18 protein-coding genes are annotated in these 20,870 nt (G+C 47.8%); 5 read left to right on the top strand and 13 right to left on the bottom strand.

Annotated features, from left to right (window positions below; all coding sequences use genetic code 11):
* Positions 1-117: 117 nt before the first annotated feature.
* From MHI14_RS30525 to MHI14_RS30490, 8 genes are all read right to left on the bottom strand, one after another.
* Positions 118-3,264 carry an InlB B-repeat-containing protein gene (locus MHI14_RS30525; protein ID WP_341131979.1) on the bottom strand — a complete coding sequence of 1,049 codons (3,147 nt, stop codon included), beginning with the start codon at positions 3,262-3,264 and terminating at the stop codon, positions 118-120.
* A gap of 295 nt (positions 3,265-3,559) precedes the next feature.
* Positions 3,560-4,882, bottom strand: a complete 1,323-nt coding sequence (locus tag MHI14_RS30520; RefSeq protein ID WP_341131978.1) for a stalk domain-containing protein — start codon at positions 4,880-4,882, stop codon at positions 3,560-3,562.
* A 198-nt stretch (positions 4,883-5,080) separates the two neighbouring features.
* Complete coding sequence (locus tag MHI14_RS30515) at positions 5,081-5,371, bottom strand: hypothetical protein (RefSeq protein WP_091039031.1); 291 nt, start codon at positions 5,369-5,371, stop codon at positions 5,081-5,083.
* A gap of 229 nt (positions 5,372-5,600) precedes the next feature.
* Positions 5,601-6,464, bottom strand: a complete 864-nt coding sequence (locus MHI14_RS30510; protein WP_430982076.1) for an inositol monophosphatase family protein — start codon at positions 6,462-6,464, stop codon at positions 5,601-5,603.
* Between the two features lie 107 nt (positions 6,465-6,571).
* Complete coding sequence (gene uvsE / locus MHI14_RS30505) at positions 6,572-7,573, bottom strand: UV DNA damage repair endonuclease UvsE (RefSeq protein WP_289391096.1); 1,002 nt, start codon at positions 7,571-7,573, stop codon at positions 6,572-6,574.
* A gap of 155 nt (positions 7,574-7,728) precedes the next feature.
* The gene (locus tag MHI14_RS30500) at positions 7,729-8,052 is read right to left on the bottom strand and encodes a hypothetical protein (protein ID WP_036614107.1); all 324 of its coding nucleotides are present in this window, start codon (positions 8,050-8,052) and stop codon (positions 7,729-7,731) included.
* Positions 8,053-8,082: 30 nt separating this feature from the next.
* On the bottom strand, positions 8,083-9,183 hold the full coding sequence (locus MHI14_RS30495) for a D-alanine--D-alanine ligase (protein ID WP_036614110.1): 1,101 nt from the start codon (positions 9,181-9,183) through the stop codon (positions 8,083-8,085).
* Positions 9,184-9,320: 137 nt separating this feature from the next.
* On the bottom strand, positions 9,321-10,340 hold the full coding sequence (locus MHI14_RS30490) for an amidase domain-containing protein (RefSeq protein ID WP_445260333.1): 1,020 nt from the start codon (positions 10,338-10,340) through the stop codon (positions 9,321-9,323).
* A 362-nt stretch (positions 10,341-10,702) separates the two neighbouring features.
* Here MHI14_RS30490 and acnA point away from each other — a divergent pair, with 362 nt between their 5' ends.
* Positions 10,703-13,417 (top strand): aconitate hydratase AcnA, encoded by a 2,715-nt coding sequence (acnA, locus tag MHI14_RS30485; protein ID WP_091039027.1) that lies wholly within the window; start codon positions 10,703-10,705, stop codon positions 13,415-13,417.
* A gap of 140 nt (positions 13,418-13,557) precedes the next feature.
* Here acnA and MHI14_RS30480 read toward each other — a convergent pair whose 3' ends face one another.
* From MHI14_RS30480 to MHI14_RS30460, 5 genes are all read right to left on the bottom strand, one after another.
* Positions 13,558-13,767 (bottom strand): hypothetical protein, encoded by a 210-nt coding sequence (locus tag MHI14_RS30480; protein ID WP_341131977.1) that lies wholly within the window; start codon positions 13,765-13,767, stop codon positions 13,558-13,560.
* Between the two features lie 13 nt (positions 13,768-13,780).
* Complete coding sequence (locus MHI14_RS30475) at positions 13,781-14,341, bottom strand: VanZ family protein (protein WP_341131976.1); 561 nt, start codon at positions 14,339-14,341, stop codon at positions 13,781-13,783.
* A 28-nt stretch (positions 14,342-14,369) separates the two neighbouring features.
* Complete coding sequence (locus MHI14_RS30470) at positions 14,370-15,233, bottom strand: M15 family metallopeptidase (RefSeq protein WP_289391092.1); 864 nt, start codon at positions 15,231-15,233, stop codon at positions 14,370-14,372.
* Positions 15,234-15,331: 98 nt separating this feature from the next.
* Positions 15,332-16,420, bottom strand: coding sequence for a HAMP domain-containing sensor histidine kinase (locus MHI14_RS30465; protein WP_341131975.1), 1,089 nt, complete (start codon positions 16,418-16,420; stop codon positions 15,332-15,334).
* Positions 16,413-17,108 (bottom strand): response regulator transcription factor, encoded by a 696-nt coding sequence (locus tag MHI14_RS30460; RefSeq protein WP_036614121.1) that lies wholly within the window; start codon positions 17,106-17,108, stop codon positions 16,413-16,415. Before MHI14_RS30460 ends, MHI14_RS30465 begins: the two co-directional genes overlap by 8 nt.
* Before the next feature lie 84 nt (positions 17,109-17,192).
* On the opposite strand from MHI14_RS30460, the gene MHI14_RS30455 reads away from it, so the two are divergent.
* From MHI14_RS30455 to MHI14_RS30440, 4 genes are all read left to right on the top strand, one after another.
* Complete coding sequence (locus tag MHI14_RS30455) at positions 17,193-18,143, top strand: helix-turn-helix transcriptional regulator (RefSeq protein ID WP_341131974.1); 951 nt, start codon at positions 17,193-17,195, stop codon at positions 18,141-18,143.
* Between the two features lie 73 nt (positions 18,144-18,216).
* Positions 18,217-19,035 carry a zinc ribbon domain-containing protein gene (locus MHI14_RS30450; protein WP_341131973.1) on the top strand — a complete coding sequence of 273 codons (819 nt, stop codon included), beginning with the start codon at positions 18,217-18,219 and terminating at the stop codon, positions 19,033-19,035.
* 465 nt (positions 19,036-19,500) lie between these two features.
* Positions 19,501-19,668, top strand: a complete 168-nt coding sequence (locus tag MHI14_RS30445; protein WP_165980452.1) for a hypothetical protein — start codon at positions 19,501-19,503, stop codon at positions 19,666-19,668.
* 177 nt (positions 19,669-19,845) lie between these two features.
* Positions 19,846-20,532 carry a hypothetical protein gene (locus MHI14_RS30440; RefSeq protein ID WP_341131972.1) on the top strand — a complete coding sequence of 229 codons (687 nt, stop codon included), beginning with the start codon at positions 19,846-19,848 and terminating at the stop codon, positions 20,530-20,532.
* Positions 20,533-20,870 lie beyond the last annotated feature (338 nt).

Below are 20,870 nucleotides of genomic sequence, written 5' to 3'. Positions count from 1 at the left end.
AATGTATCTTGAGAAAGCAAAAAGCAGCCTACTCATTCAAAGAGCAGACTGCTTTTTGCTTTCTCAATTAAACCTGGGTTTTATTTTTTCACAAGTAATCATTAACCTATATAATCATTAATTGATTAGTTGAGCAAAGCGCATAAGTCTCATTAACATCACCGTACTCTGTGCTCGCGTTGCATTCTCCTGAGGCGCGAAGGTTCCCCCGTTCATTCCCTTAACGATCCCTGTCTCTACCAGTCGAGCTACGGCGTCAGAAGACCAGTTCGAGATATTTGATGCATCTGTAAATGAAGGAGTGGTACCTGTCAGTTGGTCATTAGGAATCTTCATCAAATTCAATGCCCTATCCAGCATCGTAGCCATCTGTTCCCGAGTAATCTGACCATCCGGGTGGAATGACCCATCTGCGAAACCATTAACCAACCCCTTACTTCCTGCCGTTATGAGTGCATTGGCATACCATTGTTCCGAATCCACATCATTAAAAGCGGAAGGCAATTCGGTTTTTACGCTACCTCCGGATAATCCCATGGCACGTACAAGCATGGCTGTGAATTCAGCACGAGTAATCGGTTGTTCAGGTGCAAAGCTTCCATCAGGCCGCCCATCAACAATCAGCTTGTTGGCCATCTGCTGAATGTCTTCGCCAGCCCAGTGCTGCTGCACATCGTTGAATACCTTATTCATACTAATAATCGTATACTCACCGCCCTGAGTAGACAATATCTCAGCTTGTGTGGCGGTAAAAACAGCAGGTACGAAATGAAGTTGCCCATTCGCATCAATTCTAACGACTGTGATCTGGTCTGGATTAAACCCAGCAGGGATCACGATAGACTTATGCAAGTAATCGTTCGAACCATCCTCTGTATCTTGCCCATTGATATCAACAGACAACGTGACTGGTTGTTTCAATACGACTCGTGCATCCATCGTTTGAGCCACACGTTCTACACGTGCCTGCGCCTCTTTGGAGCCTTCCACGATGGAAATCGTCAACGCAGAGTCTGACTGCCGATCAGCCAGACTATTTAATGGAATAGATACACTATTACCATTCACTGTTATCTGGAGTTTAGCATTGGCATCAGCTTTAACCTTTACCTGTAACGGCTGCATGGGAATCTCCAGCTTGACCGCTGTCCCTAACCCGTCGATGACTATCTTTGCTTCCGAAGCGTTAGTATTCATCACATTCGTTAATCCTTGAGCCGTTAAGATCAACCGAACGACAGGCTGACCATTAGCTAACGTTTCATCTACTCTGCGTGTGGATACTGCCTGACCGTTAATTAGCACGGTGGATTGACTCTGTTCCCCATTGGAAGGGACAACCACCGGTACAGAAGGTGCTGATGGAACAGAAGGTGTCGATGGAGTCGGTGGCTGTGGCGTAATTTTGACTGTCCAGTGTGCGTACAGCGTTACATCCCCCTCCACCACATCACTTGCAAAGTTCCATTTGAAGGTTGGATCTGTTGCATCCGTGTACCAGCCTGCAAAGGTATAGCCCGCTCGCGTTGGGGCCGGGTTCGGCTCACTCGCTTTCGCTCCGTAAGCCACCGTCTCTGTGGTCGCGGTTCCCGCTCCGCTGTAGTTCGCGTTATATGTCACAATGTAATTATTAGCCGTCCAATGTGCGTACAGCGTCACATTGCCCGCCACCGTATTACTCGAAAAGTTCCACTGGGTTGCCGGATCTGTCGGATCTGTGTACCACCCTGCAAAGGTATAGCCTTCTCGCGTTGGGGCTGGGTTTGGCTCACTCGCTTTCGCTCCGTACGCCACTGTCTCTGTGGTCGCGGTTCCCGCTCCGCTGTAATTCGCATCATACGTCACGGTGTAATTGTTCACCGTCCAATGTGCGTACAGCGTCATATTTCCCGTTACCGTATTACTCAAAAAGTTCCACTGGGTTGCTGGATCTGTCGCATCCGTGTACCACCCTGCAAAGGTATAGCCTTCTCGCGTTGGGGCTGGGTTTGGCTCACTCGCTTTCGCTCCGTACGCCACTGACTCTGTGGTCGCGGTTCCCGCTCCACTGTAGTTCGCGTTATATGTCAAAATGTAATTATTAGCCGTCCAATGTGCGTACAGCATCACATTGCCCGCCACCGTATTACTCGAAAAGTTCCACGGGGTTGCCGGATCTGTCGGATCTGTGTACCACCCTGCAAAGGTATAGCTTTCTCGCGTTGGGGCTGGGTTTGGCTCACTCGCTTTCGCTCCGTAAGCCACTGTCTCTGTGGTCGCGGTTCCCGCTCCGCCGTAATTCGCATCATACGTTACGGTGTAATTGTTCACCGTCCAGTGTGCAAACAACGCCATATTTCGCGCCACCGTATTACTCCCAAAGTTCCATTTGGTGGTTGGATCTGTCTGATCTGTGTACCATCCTGCAAAGGTATGACCTGCTCTCGTTGGGCTTGGGTTCGGTTCTTGAGCGAGTCCACCATCCCTCACGATATTTTTCGAAAAAACGTTACCCTGTCCATCCATAAAATTGACCCTGTATGCCACCTCAATAGTAACCGGCTTGGATGTATTCATTTTGAACTCACTGCCCAATTTTGGGATATAATCTGCTGTAAATGTATGCACACCGAGTCCCAGAGTAGAAGAGTCTAATGAATACTCCGCTTTGCCGTCAGCAAGTTCTACCTGTGTCAACGTTGAGCCGCTTGATTTAAACACGATATCCCCGTCCAAATCCTCTATGGGACTCCTCATGTTTACAATCAAGTTAACCGTTTCATTCATCCCAACCTTACTATCAGTAACGCTGAGATCCACTCCGGGGGTATAGGTAATTTCTTTTAGCTGGTCAAAAGTCACTTGTACGATTTGGTTACCTTGCCCTTTTAAGGTAACTCGCTCACTACTGCCATCCACTGTGATTTCTTTAATATAGCGAGCGCCTGAGAAGATTTTATGATTAATCAAGGCCCCTTTTTGGTTATACACTGCAACATAAAATACAAAGTTATTATCTTTATCGCTGTATATCCAATAAGTGAGGTCGCCCCATTTAATTACTGGACAACTTGGTGAACTTGCTTCGGTAGTAGGATCTGAACAAACGACCTTCGCTACATCAGGTTTTACCAGTTGGTTGCCTTCTGTTTCTGGACGCATTTCAACTGAAGGTACACCTTCAAACACCATTTGTCCCGCCGCATGTATGGGCAGAACTGGCCAAGTAAAACACAGTAGAATGAATGCCATCATGCTTAGCATCAATTTCTTAATAACGCGCATGTTTCTCCTCTTCTCTCGTAAATTTTTCATGTAACCCCATCAAATATGTCTAAACTATGATTTTACACAATAATAAGGCTTTTCCTCCTCTTATACTAGCTACATTATAGGATCGCTCTGAACAACTTCTGAACAAAAAGGACAACCCGTTGAGTCAGCCAGTGAAACATCCGATATCCTTTTTGCCCTCTCATCTTCACGGGCCATTTTACTCGATAATTTTCAGAAAGATGCAAAAAAGACAACCTGCTTTATAAAAAAGCAGATTGTCCTTCATTCCATTCATATTCGTATATTACGGATTAACAAAAACAGTTTTCAGCTTCGCTACATATTGCACATCAAAGCCAAGACCTTCAGCTACCATGGCAAGTGGTACATATGTTTTGGACTCCTTGCCTACCTTATTCAGGAATGCAGGTGTATCCACAGTAACCGATGCTCCATTTACCTTCACAGCATTGGCACCAATCTTCACAGCAACCTTTCGGTCTCCATATGTAATGGTTGCGGTTGAAGTCTTGTTATCCCACACCGTAGTAGCACCCACAGCGTTCACGATGTCTTGAATCGCCACAAAGTTTTTGCTGTTACGGATAATCGGTTTGTACGGAGTATTTAATGTTTTGCCACTCACGATAATATTCATTGGTTCACCTGTGGCAGGTGCAGTCAACTTGGTGTAATCTCCCCAGATCGTTTTGGCAAATACTTCGGCAATGGCCGCATATCCAAACTGATTCGGGTGGAAATCACGATCTTTGATCATATGAGTCATGGTGCCTTCACCGCCAACAAACTCCTTGGCCACGTGTGCGACTTTGACATCGGTACCCTGAGCAGTGAATTGTGCTGCAATGCCATCAATAGTCTGTGTGAAGCCTTGGGATGCCTCCATCAGTTTGGAATAGAGTGCCTTGCCTGCTACTTCTGGCATCGGTTGATACTGGTCGGCGATGACAATTTTAGCTGTCGGGTTAATTTCATGGATATCATTAATCGCTGCACTAACATTGGCTGTATATGTTGCGAGTAATTCTTTTACCTTCGCTTGCAGTTCCTGATCACTCAGTTTGTCTGCTGTACCGAGAAGCTCAGATACATCATTTCCCCCAATGGTAATTGCAACCAGATTGGCCTGTGCTACACTCTCACGGATTGCAGCAGTATTGGCTCCGATCTGTCCCGCTCTTGGATCAGGAAGACTTGGTTGAATGGCTTCAGAAGTCAGTGTTTTGCCATCCTTAATTGCAGTAGTGAAGTTTTTCAGTCCACTGGTTTTCAATCCGGCAATCCCGTAGTTGTCCACCTGTGTACGTCCATGCAGCAAACCCTGCTCATGGAGACGTTCTACATAACCATAAGGCAATTCTTTTGTGTTGGGCTCATAACCTACCGTTATGGAATCTCCCAATGTGACGATGCGGAACTCCTTGGTTACGGCTACTGCATCTTTCTTCGCAGTCAGCGAAGCCTCGTTAGTACCTGCTGGCAATACACCGGTTTTGGTGTCAGCCGCGTGTGCAGGCAATGCAGATGATGTAAAGAGCAGCATTCCTGCCAACATGCTTACCGTTAAACCGGCAGCTGTATTTTCCCATATACGTTTACGCTTCATTCAGGATAACACTCCTTCTCGCGAATCTATAATTACACTAATATAGTGTACATCGGTCATTCCAATGATATAAGTCGTGTTACTCTATTCTATCATTTTAAAGTAGGCGTTGTCCTCTCTGCTGAGAGCACACATGAAATAACAGACTCCCTGATGGGGAGCCTGTTATTCGTGAAGCACAGCTATAACGTTCAGTAGTTAAGATTGCGGCTTATTCGAGTCCTCAGAATTCGAATGACCCTTGTCGCTCGCCGTTTTGTTCCCGGTAGCTCGCTCCAGATACCGATCATAACGATCATCCACTTCGCGTGCCATCTTCCGGTACTTTAACGTTTCCTCGACAATTGGATCACGTTCCGTCTGGATTCGCACTTCATACTTGGGAGGAATCAGCTGGCGTTCACGCTGATCGGTGTCGCCGGACTCTTCCATGTCCCCTTCCGTCAGCATATCACTGAGCCGTCGTTCCAGTTCTTTGGATTCATCCATTGTTTTCGCTCCTTTAATTAAAGTCATACATGCGTTAATTATTACTATTGTACTTTCACTTCGTGTACAGAACCATCTTCCGATCGCTGTTATCCCCATATTTCTTTGATTCCCTTTTCCAAGGTAGAAATCCGGTGATAAAGGCGAGCGCTCCGCTTCTTCAGATGCCTTCTGTCCCCTCCGTTAATGTACAATAAAAGTAATTAAAGCATCGATGAGTTGAATAGACTCACTCCAAGCCGGTAGCCTTCGCTTCCTTCAACACATCTGTTAATGCATCATGGATTTTGCCATTGCTGGCAACGACATGGTTCACAGACAGTTGGTAAGGCGTTCCAATGGTATCGGTCACCTTGCCGCCGGATTCTTCAACCAGCAGCGCACCTGCGGCAATATCCCACGGTTTCAATCCAACTTCAGTGTAGGCGCTGAGACGTCCTGCGGCAACATATGCCAGATGAAGGGCGGCAGATCCGCCTGCACGCAAGTTACGAACTTGCGGAGCAAGTGCCTGCACAGCAGCCATATTCAGTGGCAACGCAAAGGTTGTGTCTGCAGGGAATCCAACCGCAATCAGGCTCTGAGCCAGTTTTTGTTCACCAGATACAAGCATCCGGTTTCCGTGAACATATGCTCCTTTCCCTTTTTCCGCAACAAACATTTCATCACGGGAAGGGTCGTAGATCACGCCGACAATGACTTCACCATTGTGAGCCAATGCGATGGACACCGAATAAAACGGGAATCCGTGTACAAAGTTCGTCGTTCCATCCACAGGATCAACAATCCACAGGAACTCTTCTTCCTCTGCTTCTTTCAGTGCTTTTGCCGAAGCTTCCGGTCCGGGTTCGACGCCTTCTTCACCCAGAATGGCATGGTGGGGAAAATGCGTAAGAATCAGGCGGCGGATCATCTGCTCCGCTCCTTTATCCACTTCGGTCACCAGATCTTGGGGTGAATATTTGGTGCCAAGTTCAGCTACCGTCCCAAGACGGCTTTTGATCCATTCGCCAGCTTTGGAAGCTGCATTAATGGCAACGGCAGTATAGCTTTTGCTTGTCACGACATAAGGTGTCTTTTCCTTCTCATTCAAAGCGTTCACTCTACTTTCTATATCAATCTACGAAAAGTTGAAATACTTGTTAAAAGTATACGCCCCACAGGTCGTAAAGTTTCTCGTTGCCCAGGCCCCTTTTGGCACTACGGATGAATGATGACGGTAGACTCGTCCACCCACTCCACACCCTCTTCGTGATAGAATGCCAGCTTCTGCATCAGTTGCACAAGAGCCTCATCCTTGCGTTTAGCCTCAATCATCACGTCAAGCCTCGGGGTATCTGCCGCGATATGACGCAAGAAGTCGAGCACAGGCTCTACCTCCACACCATCGGCATGACCTCGCAGATCCTTCTCACTCTTTGGACTGGAGACATGGATTTTGGGTGGCAATGGCTGATCAGCCGGTGAATCTGCCTGCGCGAGCGGTGAATCCCAGGTTTTCAGGATATCAGGCCACAGATCCCATGGCTGTTCTCCTTCGTTGTTCACCCACTGGTGATGAATATCCAGCACCATGGGCAATCCCAAGCGCTGGCACACGGCTAGTGTCTCAGGCGCATTGAACGTTTTGTCATCATTTTCGAGTGTGAGCCGCTCCTGAATGTCCCGATCCAGCTTCAAAAAGTTTTCTTCAAAACGAAGCGCCGCCGAAGGCTTGTCCCCGTATGCACCACCAATATGTATATTGTTCTTGGCAGTGGCATTCAGTCCCATGGCATCCAGCATCCGAACATGATGACGAAGGTCGCGAATCGAGTTGTGCAGAACTTGCTCGCGGGGGGTACTAAGTACGGTAAAATGATCCGGATGAAAGGACACACGCATATGATTTTCCTTCACAAAATCACCAATGGCCGCAAAGTCCTGCTTCAGTGCCGGGAACGGGTCCCAGTCATTCAGGTCCTCGTGTGTTGCCAGTGGAATCAATTTGGAAGAGAAGCGATATACATGAATATGGCTACCCTTGTTGTGCCTGAGCAAACGTAATGTATTGTGCAGGTTCTCGGCTGCAATCCGTTCAAGCTTGCGGATCGCTGCTTCCCTGTCATCGATTTTGTTAAAACTCGACATGGTCATGGTCCGGGAAGGCGAGGCGTTCTCTATAAGCACGGACATAGCCACGTAACCAAAGCGTACGAGCATGAATCTCTTCCTCTCTATTAGGGCGGAGAACCCGCACGGCATCTTCAGCCGTCAGGATGTACCGTCACTGTATATAACCAAGTTTTACCCTAAAAGAGTGACCATAATCGTATTCTGGCAAATCAGTCCTTCCGACCCGCACTTACAGTCAACAACTACTCCTGTGCTTGCTCCCCAAAGAACATCTCATCCGCAAGGGCAGTCTGAATGCGTGATTCTTCCTCAGTCAACTTGCGGATGAGTTGCATCTCCACCTCAGTTACCTCTTGCCCCTGGAAGTTGATCTCTGCAATGGAAACCACGATCTTGACGATGGCTACAGCCACGTTATCCGGTGTGTATGCAATCACTTTCTGGCCGGTAGGAAATACCCGGAAGCCCTGTTTGACCATTTTGCCGCGTCCGTATTCAAGCAATTCGAACAGCTCCTGCTCATTCTTAAACTTGCATACGGAATTGAATTCAGTCTGAAATCCCATGCATATCCCTCCTGATCTTGTGGTCGCAGGCTACGCCTGTACGCCGTTCTCGTAATTCAGTGCCTGCTTGCGGTTGTAACGCTCCAGTGCCAGCTCAATCATGCGATCCAGCAGTTCGGCATACGATACACCTGTCTCACGCCAAAGAAGTGGATACATGCTATATGGTGTGAAACCAGGCATGGTGTTAACTTCATTAATAAGCAATGCGCCATCATTTTTCCGAATGAAGAAGTCCGCACGTGAAATACCGTTACCTTCAATCGCACGGAACGCCTGCAAAGCTGCCTCGCGAATGCGATCTGCGGCCTCTGGGTCCAGTGGAGCTGGAATCAGCATCTGTGATTGACCATCAATATACTTGGCTGCATAGTCATAATACTCACCGGATGATACGATCTCGCCTGGAACGGAAGCCATGGGCTCGTCATTGCCGAGGACGCTGACCTCAACTTCGCGGGCTTCAACGAACTCCTCTATGACAACCTTCGTATCATACCGAAGTGCGAACTCGACAGCTGTCTTCAGCTCATCGCGGTTACGTGCTTTGGAGATGCCTACACTGGAGCCCAGATTCGCCGGTTTGATAAAACAAGGATACCCCAGCTGATCTTCGACCTGTACGATCATTTCGTGCTCTGTCTGCTTCCATTGTGTCGCGTTAAAATACGTAAAGGCACATTGGTCAATGCCGGCCTGTGCAAACAGCTTTTTCATGACCACTTTGTCCATGCCGCCAGCCGAAGCCAGTACACCTGCACCTACATATGGCATATCCGCCATCTCGAACATGCCCTGAATGGTGCCATCCTCTCCAAACGTACCGTGCAGCAGAGGGAACATCACGTCCAGCGCTTCTGCTCCGCCATACAAACGGCCAAACAGGGCGTTCAGCGCATCCTGCGTTCCACCGGCCGATTGCTCCAGCTTCAGATCTTCAATCTGCGCGAACGGCGCATGCATGACAGGTCCTTTTTTCCACGTCCCCTGCTTGGAGATATAAAAAGGAACCAGTTCATACTTCTCATAATCAAATGCGTTTGTTACAGCAAACGCCGTTTGCAGCGACACCTCATGCTCGCCTGATTTTCCGCCGTACACGACGCCTACTTTTAATTTATCCATACTCATGTGTACCCTCCGATTATCTGTGCCTGATGCTGTCATGTTTGCATGCTCAACACCCTTGTTATTCTGCTTGCGTTATCTGATCTTATTTTACACGGAACTGGATGTCTGCGTCACCGCATCCCGAAAATCTTTCGTCATCAAAACTCATCTGCAATATGAAAAAGCCGGTATACCGTTCGCTCCGTCCAAGCGTAAGAATCCCGGTAATCCCAAAATCGGTGACGGCTACTAACCGTATGTGCGTTAACAAGCGGCATACCGCCCGCATCAAACGCGGTCACAACCGTGCTGTGCTGAAATCGTCCATCTCCATCCCAATCGTAGAGAATAACATCGCCGAGCATCAGCTGCTCAGGACGCTCCACTTCTGTCGCGGTCAGACCCCAGCTGCTGCCTGACAAATAACGCTCCAGACTGTTGGAAACTGCCCAACTGTAACTCCACATTTCGGAGCCGTTCACATACCCTTTATACCACCAGCCGGCTTCTCTTCTACCAGTATAGTGGATGGGTGCGCCCCCTGCAAAGAGACATTGGGACACGTAATTGGTACAATCCACATCAAATTCCTCAAATGCCGGATTCCCCGCATTCCACCACCGATCTGCATAAGCAACCGCCAGATCTCTGCGATATGACTGTTGCCGTGAGCTTCTTCCTTGACCCAACACTTCCCGATTCAGCAGCGGCCGATTCATCGCCTGTACAAAATCAGCTTGTTGAAACGGACGTCCTTCCCCAGCAGGGCGACGCTCCGGCACTTCTCGCTCGACCCGTCCAATGATCCATCCACCACTCTGCCGCAGAAAGGTTAACCGCTCCCGCTCAATCCGGTCCTCCCGGTGGGTGATCCCGCTCTTCTCGTAGAACAGTCTGCTGTACAATTGTACATCCACCACCGCTTCTTCCTGGCCATCCATAAGCGTGCGCACAAGCTTGGCGCTGGTCTCGCTGCGTAGAGGCACGGCGCGCCGCTTACGATACCATCCGTCCAGCCTTGCCATACGCTCTCCCCGTTCCACCACGAAGTCAGGATCGGTAACGATCCGTTCGCTGGTCTGTGGACGGTAGTCGATCTCACAGCGATTGTACTGGTTCACGTAAGTATATAAGGCACTCTTCCATTCCCGTTCCAAGCCTATGTCCCCCTTTGGCATGAGTTCTGTCTGGAATATTTCATTGCGTATATAAACTCCTACTATTCATATGAGAGGGTCTTCGGTTGTATGTACACGGCTCAGGAGGGAGATCCGAAATTCGGCAAATACAGGTACACGAGATATCTTATTCCTGCTCGCCTCACGAAAACGCCTTCATCGGTCCAAAAGCTTGCTTGATCAGGCAAAAAGACCTTTACGTACGGAGGTGAAAACGGTATACTTAAAACTAAAGTTATGATTATGAAATTACGTTTCATCTGATGAAACTAACGAACAAGAACACGGAACGATGAAGGCCTGTTCTTCACCTAAATGAACGTTTTCTTCATCTCACCGACACATCCCAAGGAGGTACATGTATGTCAGCAAAGAATCATTTCTCCGCCGCTCGCAGTCTTGAGGTTGGAGGCAAGTCTTACCGCTACTACAGTCTCGATGCTCTTCAGGAAAACGGCCACGGCGATCTTTCCAGGCTTCCTTTCTCCATTAAAGTGTTGCTTGAAGCAGCAATTCGTCAATTCGACGGACGTGCCATCACCGAAGAACACGTAAAACAACTGACCGGCTGGGCAGATGGCCGTGACAATAACAAGGAAATTCCATTCATCCCTGCACGTATCGTTCTGCAGGATTTCACCGGTGTACCGGTTGTCGTTGACCTCGCTGCAATGCGTGATACTGTGAAAAAAGCAGGTGGTGATCCAAAACAGATCAACCCGCTCGTACCGGTCGATCTCGTTATCGACCACTCCGTTATGGTTGATGCTTTTGGTACCAACGATGCACTTGATTACAATATCAAAGTTGAGTTCGAGCGTAATGAAGAGCGTTACCGCTTCTTGCGTTGGGCGCAAACGGCATTCAACAACTTCCGTGCAGTTCCACCATCCACAGGGATCGTTCACCAGGTTAACCTGGAGTATCTGGCTTCCGTGGCAGCAACAAAAACTGTTGACGGCGAGACCGTTGTATTCCCGGATTCCCTCGTAGGTACAGACTCCCACACCACCATGATCAACGGACTTGGCGTTGTTGGTTGGGGTGTTGGTGGAATCGAGGCCGAAGCAGGTATGCTGGGCCAACCGCTTTATTTTGTTACACCGGACGTTATCGGTTTCAAACTGACAGGCAGCCTGAGTGAAGGCGCAACAGCAACGGATCTGGCACTGACCGTTACCCAATTGCTTCGTAAAAAAGGCGTTGTTGGTAAATTTGTAGAGTTCTACGGACCAGGTCTTGCCAACATCGGTCTGGCTGACCGTGCAACAGTAGCCAACATGGCACCAGAATATGGCGCTACCATCGGTTTCTTCCCTGTTGATAGTGAAACGTTGAACTATCTGCGTAACACTGGCCGTCCTGACGAGCAAGTAGAGTTGGTTGAAGCTTATTACAAAGCTCAAGGCATGTTCCGTACTTCCAGCACCGTTGACCCTGAATTCACAGATGTGATTGAACTGGATCTCGGCTCTGTTGTACCAAGTCTTGCCGGACCAAAACGTCCACAGGATCGCATCGAGCTGACACAAATGAAAGAAAGCTTCAACAGCATCATTCGCACACCTGTAGATAAAGGCGGCTACGGTCTGAGCGATGAGAAAATCGAACAATCCGTACCTGTGAAACACCCGAACGGTTCCACCAGTGAACTGAAAGCAGGCGCTGTTGTGATCGCGGCGATCACAAGTTGTACGAATACTTCGAATCCAAGTGTTATGGTTGGAGCGGGACTACTGGCGAAAAAAGCAGTTGAACGCGGTCTGACCAAACCAGGATATGTGAAAAGCAGTCTGACACCAGGTTCCCTTGTTGTTACCGAGTACCTAGAAAAAGCAGGTCTGATCACGTATCTCGACCAACTCGGATTCAACGTTGCCGGCTACGGTTGTGCAACATGCATCGGTAACTCCGGCCCACTGCCGGACGAAGTGAGCGAAGCTATTGCTGAGAACGATATGACCGTAGCGGCTGTATTGTCCGGTAACCGTAACTTCGAAGGCCGTGTACACGCACAGGTTAAAGCCAACTACCTGGCATCGCCACCACTCGTTGTGGCATATGCACTTGCAGGTACTGTGAATATTGACTTTGAAACCGATCCAATCGGTTATGATACGAACAATGAGCCTGTATTCCTGAAAGACCTCTGGCCTAGCTCCGAGGAAATCAAGGATACCATCGCTAGTTCCCTGAACGCTCAGATGTTCCGCAACAAGTATGAGAACGTATTTACAGCCAACGAGCGTTGGAATGCGATCTCTGTACCGGAAGGCGAATTGTACGAGTGGGACCCGAACTCCACGTACATTCAGAATCCTCCGTTCTTCCAGGAGCTTGGCGACAAGTTGAACGATATCGCAGATATCCGTTCTGCACGCGTTATGGCATTGCTTGCGGATTCCGTAACAACGGATCACATCTCGCCAGCAGGTAATATTGCACCATCCAGCCCGGCTGGACTTTACTTGAAAGAGCATGGCGTAGAGCGCAAAGACTTCAACTCCTACGGTTCACGTCGTGGTAACCATGAAGTCATGATGCGTGGTACGTTTGCCAACATTCGTATTCGTAACCAGGTAGCTCCGGGTACTGAGGGCGGTATCACGAAGTACCTGCCAACGGACGAAGAAATGTCCATCTACGATGCTTCCATGAAGTATCAGGATGAAGGACAGAACCTGATCGTTATCGCTGGTAAAGAGTATGGTACAGGAAGCTCCCGTGACTGGGCGGCAAAAGGAACATTCTTGCTCGGCGTCAAAGCCGTTATCGCAGAAAGCTTCGAGCGTATCCACCGCAGTAACCTGGTGGGCATGGGCGTAATGCCATTGCAATTCCAGGAAGGTCACGGCTGGTCCAGCCTTGGTCTGAACGGACGTGAAACGTATGACATTACTGGCCTCAGCAATGACGTGAAGCCAGGACAAGAGTTGAAAGTTACCGTAACTCGTGAAGACGGTACACAGTTCGACTTCCCTGTTATCGCTCGTCTGGACAGCATGGTTGACGTGGATTACTACCATAACGGCGGTATCCTGCAAACTGTATTGCGTCAAATGATGAAAAAAGCTTAATTACATCAATATTTAATGTGATGAAGTTATACCAAAAAGCTCCCCATCACGTGCGATCTGCACGTGGTGGGGAGCTTTTTGGGCTTTGCTTTTTATAATCGGTATACTTTTAAAAATCAATTTTCAAGGCCAACTGCCTTTTAATGCCCAATGTGATGTGAGGCTTGATCTAACAGTTGAATCGTGCCCATGATCAGAAACAAACACGACAGAGCAATTAACGAGCCTCCGACCCATCTCGACATGATCACTCGCTCCGTAATCTGTTTTTCCGAAGCATCCGTTACCTTGTGTGGATACACGAGAAACATTAGCCCTGCGCTAATGAACAGTACAGCCACTATAATCAAGTCCTTCTCCTCCTTACACGTGACTTTCCTTAGAATTTAACTTTTTCGTCGTCACGCGGGATTCTCCTCCCACCAACACCTTTTTCAGGCCGATGACCATGGTGAAAATGATATATCCAATCAAGCCGCCGAGTGTATTAAGCATCAGATCATCCACATCAAATATTCCCATGCCAGTCACTAACTGTGTCACTTCATAGCCCAGACTGAGCAGCAGAGACAGTAAGAGTACCTTTACTCCAGAGAATAACTTGTTGCCCGTCAACACAGGAATGAAGATGCCTAGCGGGATAAAGGCCAGTATATTGCCTGCCAGATGGATTGCGGTGCCCGGACGATGTAACGAGAAGCTGTTCCAGTCTCGTGAGATTTCCTGGAATGGTGTCAGGTTCACGGTTCGGGTATGGATCAGATCCGGTTGTTGCAAGAACGCCATCAGTCGATCCTTCACGATGCCAAAATCGACCGGGCTTCCTTTAAACAGAATCAGCTTAGTCAGCAGATATAAATAGATAATGAAAACGGCAATCCAAAGGATGTAATGTTTGCTTTTCTTCTGGTTGTTGTGCTTCATGTTGTTTTGCCTCCCTTGTGTTGCCCTGTTATTTCTTTACGGTGACAATAACGCCATCCTTGTTATCCCCCGATATTTCAGTTTGGCCTTCCTCAGGTATGTAAACAGTTGTGTCTCGGGTGGCTCGATAATAGCGGATATGATACTCCTCACCCTCTACTTCCACAGTAATGTTCTCTTTCTCCTTAAGCATATCGAGATACTCTTCAAGTACCAGATTATTCTTATACATGACAGCACTGTGCGGCAGCCCTACATATCGAAAGTGCCATGGTTCATACTGAATACCGGTGATGCGCACTTTATCCTTTGGGTAACGTAAAATAAATCCGTATTTCCATGCATTCTTCTCCAGCCATGCACCCTCTGGTGCTTCATTCATGGCACCCAGGCTGGAGCCAATATCCAGGGATAACCCGAGATTGTGCTCACTGTGACCCGCAGGAAGTGCATAGTCTGAACCCTTTTCCCGATATAACTCGTCCTGCTTCGTAAAATCCCTGTACCCGCTGCTGACGAGAAAATATCTGACTCCCTCTTCGCCTGCTGCTTCCACCATCCTCTGAAATTCCTGCGCTACCTGTCGTGATAACATGATTTTCTGATCCAGTATTCCATATCCACGAAGCAGATCATCCTCATGTGCCACATATACAATATCGGATTTAACTCCTTCCGGGTGAACGGGGTATTGCTTATCAACTAGTAACAAGTTGCCCTTATGTACCTGATCCTGAATGTTTCCGGTGACGGATACGGTATAACCTGCGGGATTTTCACGCGTATTCTGGATCTCGATGGGCAATTCATCCTTCTGCTGAATCCATCCCGGTGATTGCGTAACGATATATCCGATCAAAATGATACATATCAAAAAGCCCCACTTTTTCATGCTTGTTCCTCCTTTTACCTCATACATCAAGGATAGACAACACAAGTTAAAGAAAAAGCAGGGCAATTTTAAAGTTTTTCTTAAATTTGACGTCAACCTTATTGGAATACGGGCAAACGAACTTCGAATAACGTCCGTACCACGTCGCTCTGGGCCGAGATCGTACCATCATGCTGCTCCACAATATTGCGAGCGATAAACAGTCCGAGGCCTGTCCCACCCTCCTGAGGTGTCCTGGCACGATCTCCGGTGTAATACATATCGAAGATATGTGGCAACTCCTCCGGACGGATATGTCCACCATAGTTAATCACCTGAATGATGACCTGTTCTGCATCCCGATATCCATTAATATCTACGTACATGCCATCCTTGCCATGCCGTGCAGCGTTAATCAGCAGATTCTCGAACACACGAGCCAGCAGCTCGCCATCACCGGAGACCGTAAGATCAGTGTCTATTTTTAGTCGGACGACTAGTTGGTTCTTTTCAAATACAGGATAGAGCTCTTCGTTCATCTGTTTTAGCAGTTCGCTAAGATCCAGCTGTGTCTTGTTTATAGGCAACATGCCATAGTTCATACGAGTAATTTCGAACAAATCATCAATCAGCTTCTCCAGACGCTGTGATTTGGTGAATGCAATCGACGTAAAGTGCCGCACCTGCTCCTCCGTCAACTGATCATCCTTCATGAGCAGATCCAAATATCCAAGCACAGACGTCAGCGGTGTTCGCAGATCATGCGCCAGATTGACGACAAGCTGGTCCTTACTATTTTCAGCAAAATCCCCTCGTTCTACCGCTTCCTTTAACTTCTCACTTGCCAGGTTCACATCCTCCGCAATCGTACCTAACTCGTCCTTCGAGGAGATCTGCACACGATGCTGAAAGTCTCCGTTGGCCAAATGTCTGATCCCTGTAGAAATGTCCTTGAAATACGTCGCGTAGGGCTTGGTAAACCAGAAGAAAAATAGAATGGCCAGTGGGATAAATAAGATCATGAAGAAATAGATATCTCCGATACTTTTCATAAAATGACGATATTCAGCGAGCTGATCTTCTGCACGGACACCCGAATAATAAGCTTGTAAAAGCTTGTAAATCCCATAGGTAATTGCGCCAGAGGCAAGCATGCTTAACCCTAACAACATAATCATGGTTGTACGAAAACTTCTTCGTTTAGTCATTAAACGTGTACCCCACACCCCAGATCGTTTTGATAAACTTGTTCTTGTTCACATCTTCCCCCAGCTTTTTGCGCAGGGTCCGAATGTGGACCATCACGGTATTCCCACTCTCGTAATAGGCTTCTCCCCAGACCTGTTCAAAAATATTTTCTGCACTGAACACCTGCTTGGGGTGGCTCGCGAGCAGATACAGAATATCGAATTCCTTCGGTGTTAGTTCCACTGGTTTGCCGTAGAGTGTAACGCGATGTTGATCTGGCGTGATGATGAGCCCGCCCTTCTCCAGAATGGACCTCTGAACAGGCGCAGACTGGCTGAATTGCAGCGAACGACGCAACTGGGAGTTAACCCGGGCAACAAGCTCCATCGGATTGAACGGTTTGGTCATATAATCGTCCGCGCCCATCACGAGTCCCGTAATTTTGTCCATATCTGACGTTTTGGCACTCAGGAAAATGATCGGTAAATGATGCTGCTCCCGAATTTTACGAGTCACCTCATATCCATCCATGCCAGGCATCATTATGTCCAGAATCGCCAAATCTATCGCTTGGGTCTGAACAGCTTGAACCGCCGCCTTCCCGTCAAAGGCCTTGATGGTGTGATATCCTTCTTTTTGTAAATGTAAAGCAACCAGATCAGCGATCTCAACTTCATCGTCTGCGATCAGAATCGTAATTCGCTTCATTGCTTATTCCACTCCTATGTGTGATGCTGGGCATTATAACATATTTGAATCCACCAGATAAACCAATGAAAGGAATCCATACATATGAAACTGGAGCGTTTATTAGCCATCGTGGTGCTGTTAATCAATCGTGGACGGGTACAAGCCAAAGACTTGGCAGATATGTTCGAAGTATCGATCCGGACCATCTATCGGGATATCGATACATTGGGTCAAGCAGGCATTCCTGTGGTGACGTATCAGGGGGCAAGCGGCGGGATTGGTCTGGCAGAGGGTTACCGTCTGGATCGAAACGTATTAACAGACAAGGACCTCGCTTCCATCGTCACTGCACTGCGCAGTGTATCCACTTCCCATGCCAATGCGGCGCGTGAGCTTCTGGTCGAAAAACTCAGCAGTATCGTACCTGAATCCAAAAATGACGATTTTCAGGCCAATACCAATCGATTCATCGTGGATTATTCAACCTGGACGCATCCCGAAGCGCTGAAAATCAAGCTTGAACTTATCGAACAGGGTATGGATCAATTACGCCCCGTAACCTTTACCTACTGCAGTGCGGAAGGTATCCAGACTCACCGCACTGCCGATCCTCATACCATCGTACTTAAGAAACATTCCTGGTACCTGTATGCTTTTTGCCACGAGCGGAATCAATTTCGCATGTTCAAGCTTGTGCGCATGCAAGATGTCACACTTGCTAATGAGCACTTCGAGCGTAAAGTCATTAACCTCCAGGACAGACCCTGGCAGCAGGAATGGACCCGCCCGGACAATCAAGCTAGGTTAACCTTGAAATTCCATCCTCGCGTCCGTCATATTGCGGAAGAATGGTTCGGGATCGAGAACGTCATTCCTGATGGGAATGGGTATTACATAAGCCAGGTTGCTTTTCCCGAAGATGCCTGGTTATACGGATTCATTCTTGGCTTCGGCGCGGACGTTGAGGTACTTGAGCCTCAGCATGTTCGAGATGAGATCTGTCGTATCGCTGGGCAAATTGTACAAAATTATACACCCCCAACTCAAACCTGACAGACTGCTGTCCAGTTCCTCCCCGTATACTTCAGATATATTCAATCTGTACATATACAAGGAGGAACTGATCATGAACGTCACTGTATGTCAAAGCTGCGGCATGCCGCTCACAACCCCTGCCCAATTCGGAACGGAAGCAGATGGAAGCACAACCCGTGAGTACTGTATCTATTGTTACAAAGAGGGCAAGTTTGAGCAGCCCGGTATGTCACTTGAAGGCATGACGGAGATGTGCACTGCCATTCTGAAGGACGAAGGCATGGATGAGGAATCCGCTCGTTCGATGCTGCGTAACCAGCTTCCTTTTTTGAAACGTTGGCGCACAAATACAACGGATCAACATACAGAATCTCTCGCTGAAAACCCTACTGCTTCCGCTAATCTTGGTCAGGTAACAACAGATCATTCGTTCTCTGCCCAGCCCGTTCGTTATGTCACGCTCCCCGGCAAACGTCTTGCCGGCGTATCCGCCCGCACAACCAATGCCATTGAGATCAGTGGCAAAGGCTGTATTCAGGGACTCTGGAACAATTATTTTTCCTCAGAGCACCTTCCTGCACCTGAAGCCGTCCGCTATGGCTGTTACACGGATTACACCGATGGCATAACCGATGAATACACCATACTGGTAGGGCATGAGGTCAGTCCGAACGAATCATTGCCTGAAGGATTGGACGACATTTTACTCCCTCCTGCAACTTACGCCGTATTCACTTCCAGAAAAGGACCGATGGCAGAGGTTGCTCACGAAGCTTGGGGAGCCGTGTGGGCATGGGAGAAGCAAAGTGATCGTACGTTCACCGGGGATTTTGAGTTGTATGATGAACGCAGCCTGAATCCCGAAAGTGTACAAGTGGATATATACATCGCTGTTCACCAAAGTAGATAAAACCAACACGATACCACCTCAGACCGGATCAAAGTTTCCTCGCATCCTTCTTCATATCACGCAAGCTGCCGAGTACACTCGGCAGTTTTTTTGTTATATCCGGAACTACATTACCACCTAAACAACCCGACCATGGTACCAAGTTAGTTAGCATGCTTTGCATCATTTAACCAGACAATATGCCTCATAAGCGGGTACCATTGACTTCCTTAAAATTGGGACTATTCACATAACAACCGATTCGATCCTCCCATATTAAACCTTTCAAATCAGGTCCTTTACTCCTGAATTTCCCTAAAAACGTTTACATCTCCTTAAAACCGGGTAAAATCACTACAATCCAATTGGAATTACGTCTTAAAATCTTCTATTTCGTCTAACAAGTCACATTTACCTATATGCGCACCTGGCATGGTAACCAGTCGAAATACATAATTCAAAAAATGCATCAAAGGAGGAACCAAGATGATCCGCATGCCTATTCAGCAAATGATCCCGTACCATCACCAATATCCGCGCAACACGGCGACCACTGCTCCTAAAAAGGAGAATGAGAACACTCAAGGTCTATCCTTTCATGAAATTTTACAGCAAAAAATGGCGAAGAAAACTGCTTCTCCTTCCCTTAGATAAAATGAAAGCCGGACGATTGCCTGTCCGGTTATGAACCGTCTTTCCGCAGCTTGGTGGAAGGGCGGTTATTGGCGTTGAGCCTTAAATGACTGTACAGTTCTCAGGCATGTTTCCTATAATGATTTAAATATCTAAGAGATCCATGACATATACGAACTGTAAAAGGGGACTTAGCACATGATCACCATTGGTTGTTTTCACGCTCATTATTCCAACATCGCCTTAATTGAAGAGACGCTTGCTCCTTATGAAGTTGAATTGGTCCATTACGTCGATCCAGGTCTGGATCGTCTTAAACATGACGCTGACTTTTCCGATGTCGTCATTCGCGAGAAGGTAGCCCAGACGCTCCAATGGATCGCTGAGTGTCATGCCGATGCCATTCTGGTCACGTGTACCCTGTTTGCGACAGTACTGGAGCAGGAAGCCACACAGGTCCCTGTGCCGGTGATCGGCATAGATGATCCGTTATTGCAGGAGATGCGGCGAATACCGGGAGATTACATAATAGCATTCACCAACCCGGCAACCATTGAAGGAACGATGGCACGGGTGAATCAGGCATTACAGCAAGAGGATGAGAATGGGCAACTACACGTTGCCAAGACATCTCAGACGGAAGCGGTGTGCATCCCGGGGACATTTGAGTTGATTATGCGTGGAGATCAGCAAGGGTATCTCGAAGCGGTACGTGAAGGATTACAGCAGATTTCTGAGCAGTATCCGGGTAAAACGGTAGTGGCAGCCCAACTATCTATGGCTCCCGCTGCTGCACAGGTTACAGTAGATCGAAGTATTCCGATCCATAGCCCGCTGGCATTGCTTGCGGCGTATTTGGAGAATAATTTGGGCGTGGCTCGATAGTAGTAGCGGGTTTGGAGTGAAGTAACAAGTACTATCTGAAACTATGCAACTATGAACTCACTTACTTAGTAGCACCAAAAATTAACGAGGTGAACTAATATGCGTTTACTCTATATTGTTTTACTGTTTATAGTAGGTTTTTCCTGCTCCGCATTTCTATACGGAGGAGCACCAAAACTCAGTGACGCTCTTTTATTCGTTATCGCAGGAATTCTGTATAAAATATGGACCACACATAGTCACAAAGCTAATTCTGATAAAGGCTGAGTACGGTTAAGAATACATACATGACATAACACTAAAAAAAGCCGTTCTTCTCTGCAATGACAGAGAGAAAC

This window comes from Paenibacillus sp. FSL K6-2393 (assembly GCF_038002545.1).
In the GTDB taxonomy this organism is placed as follows: Bacteria; Bacillota; Bacilli; order Paenibacillales; family Paenibacillaceae; genus Paenibacillus.
Note: the sequence above shows the minus strand (reverse complement) of the source record. Positions and strands in the feature narration are given on the sequence as shown.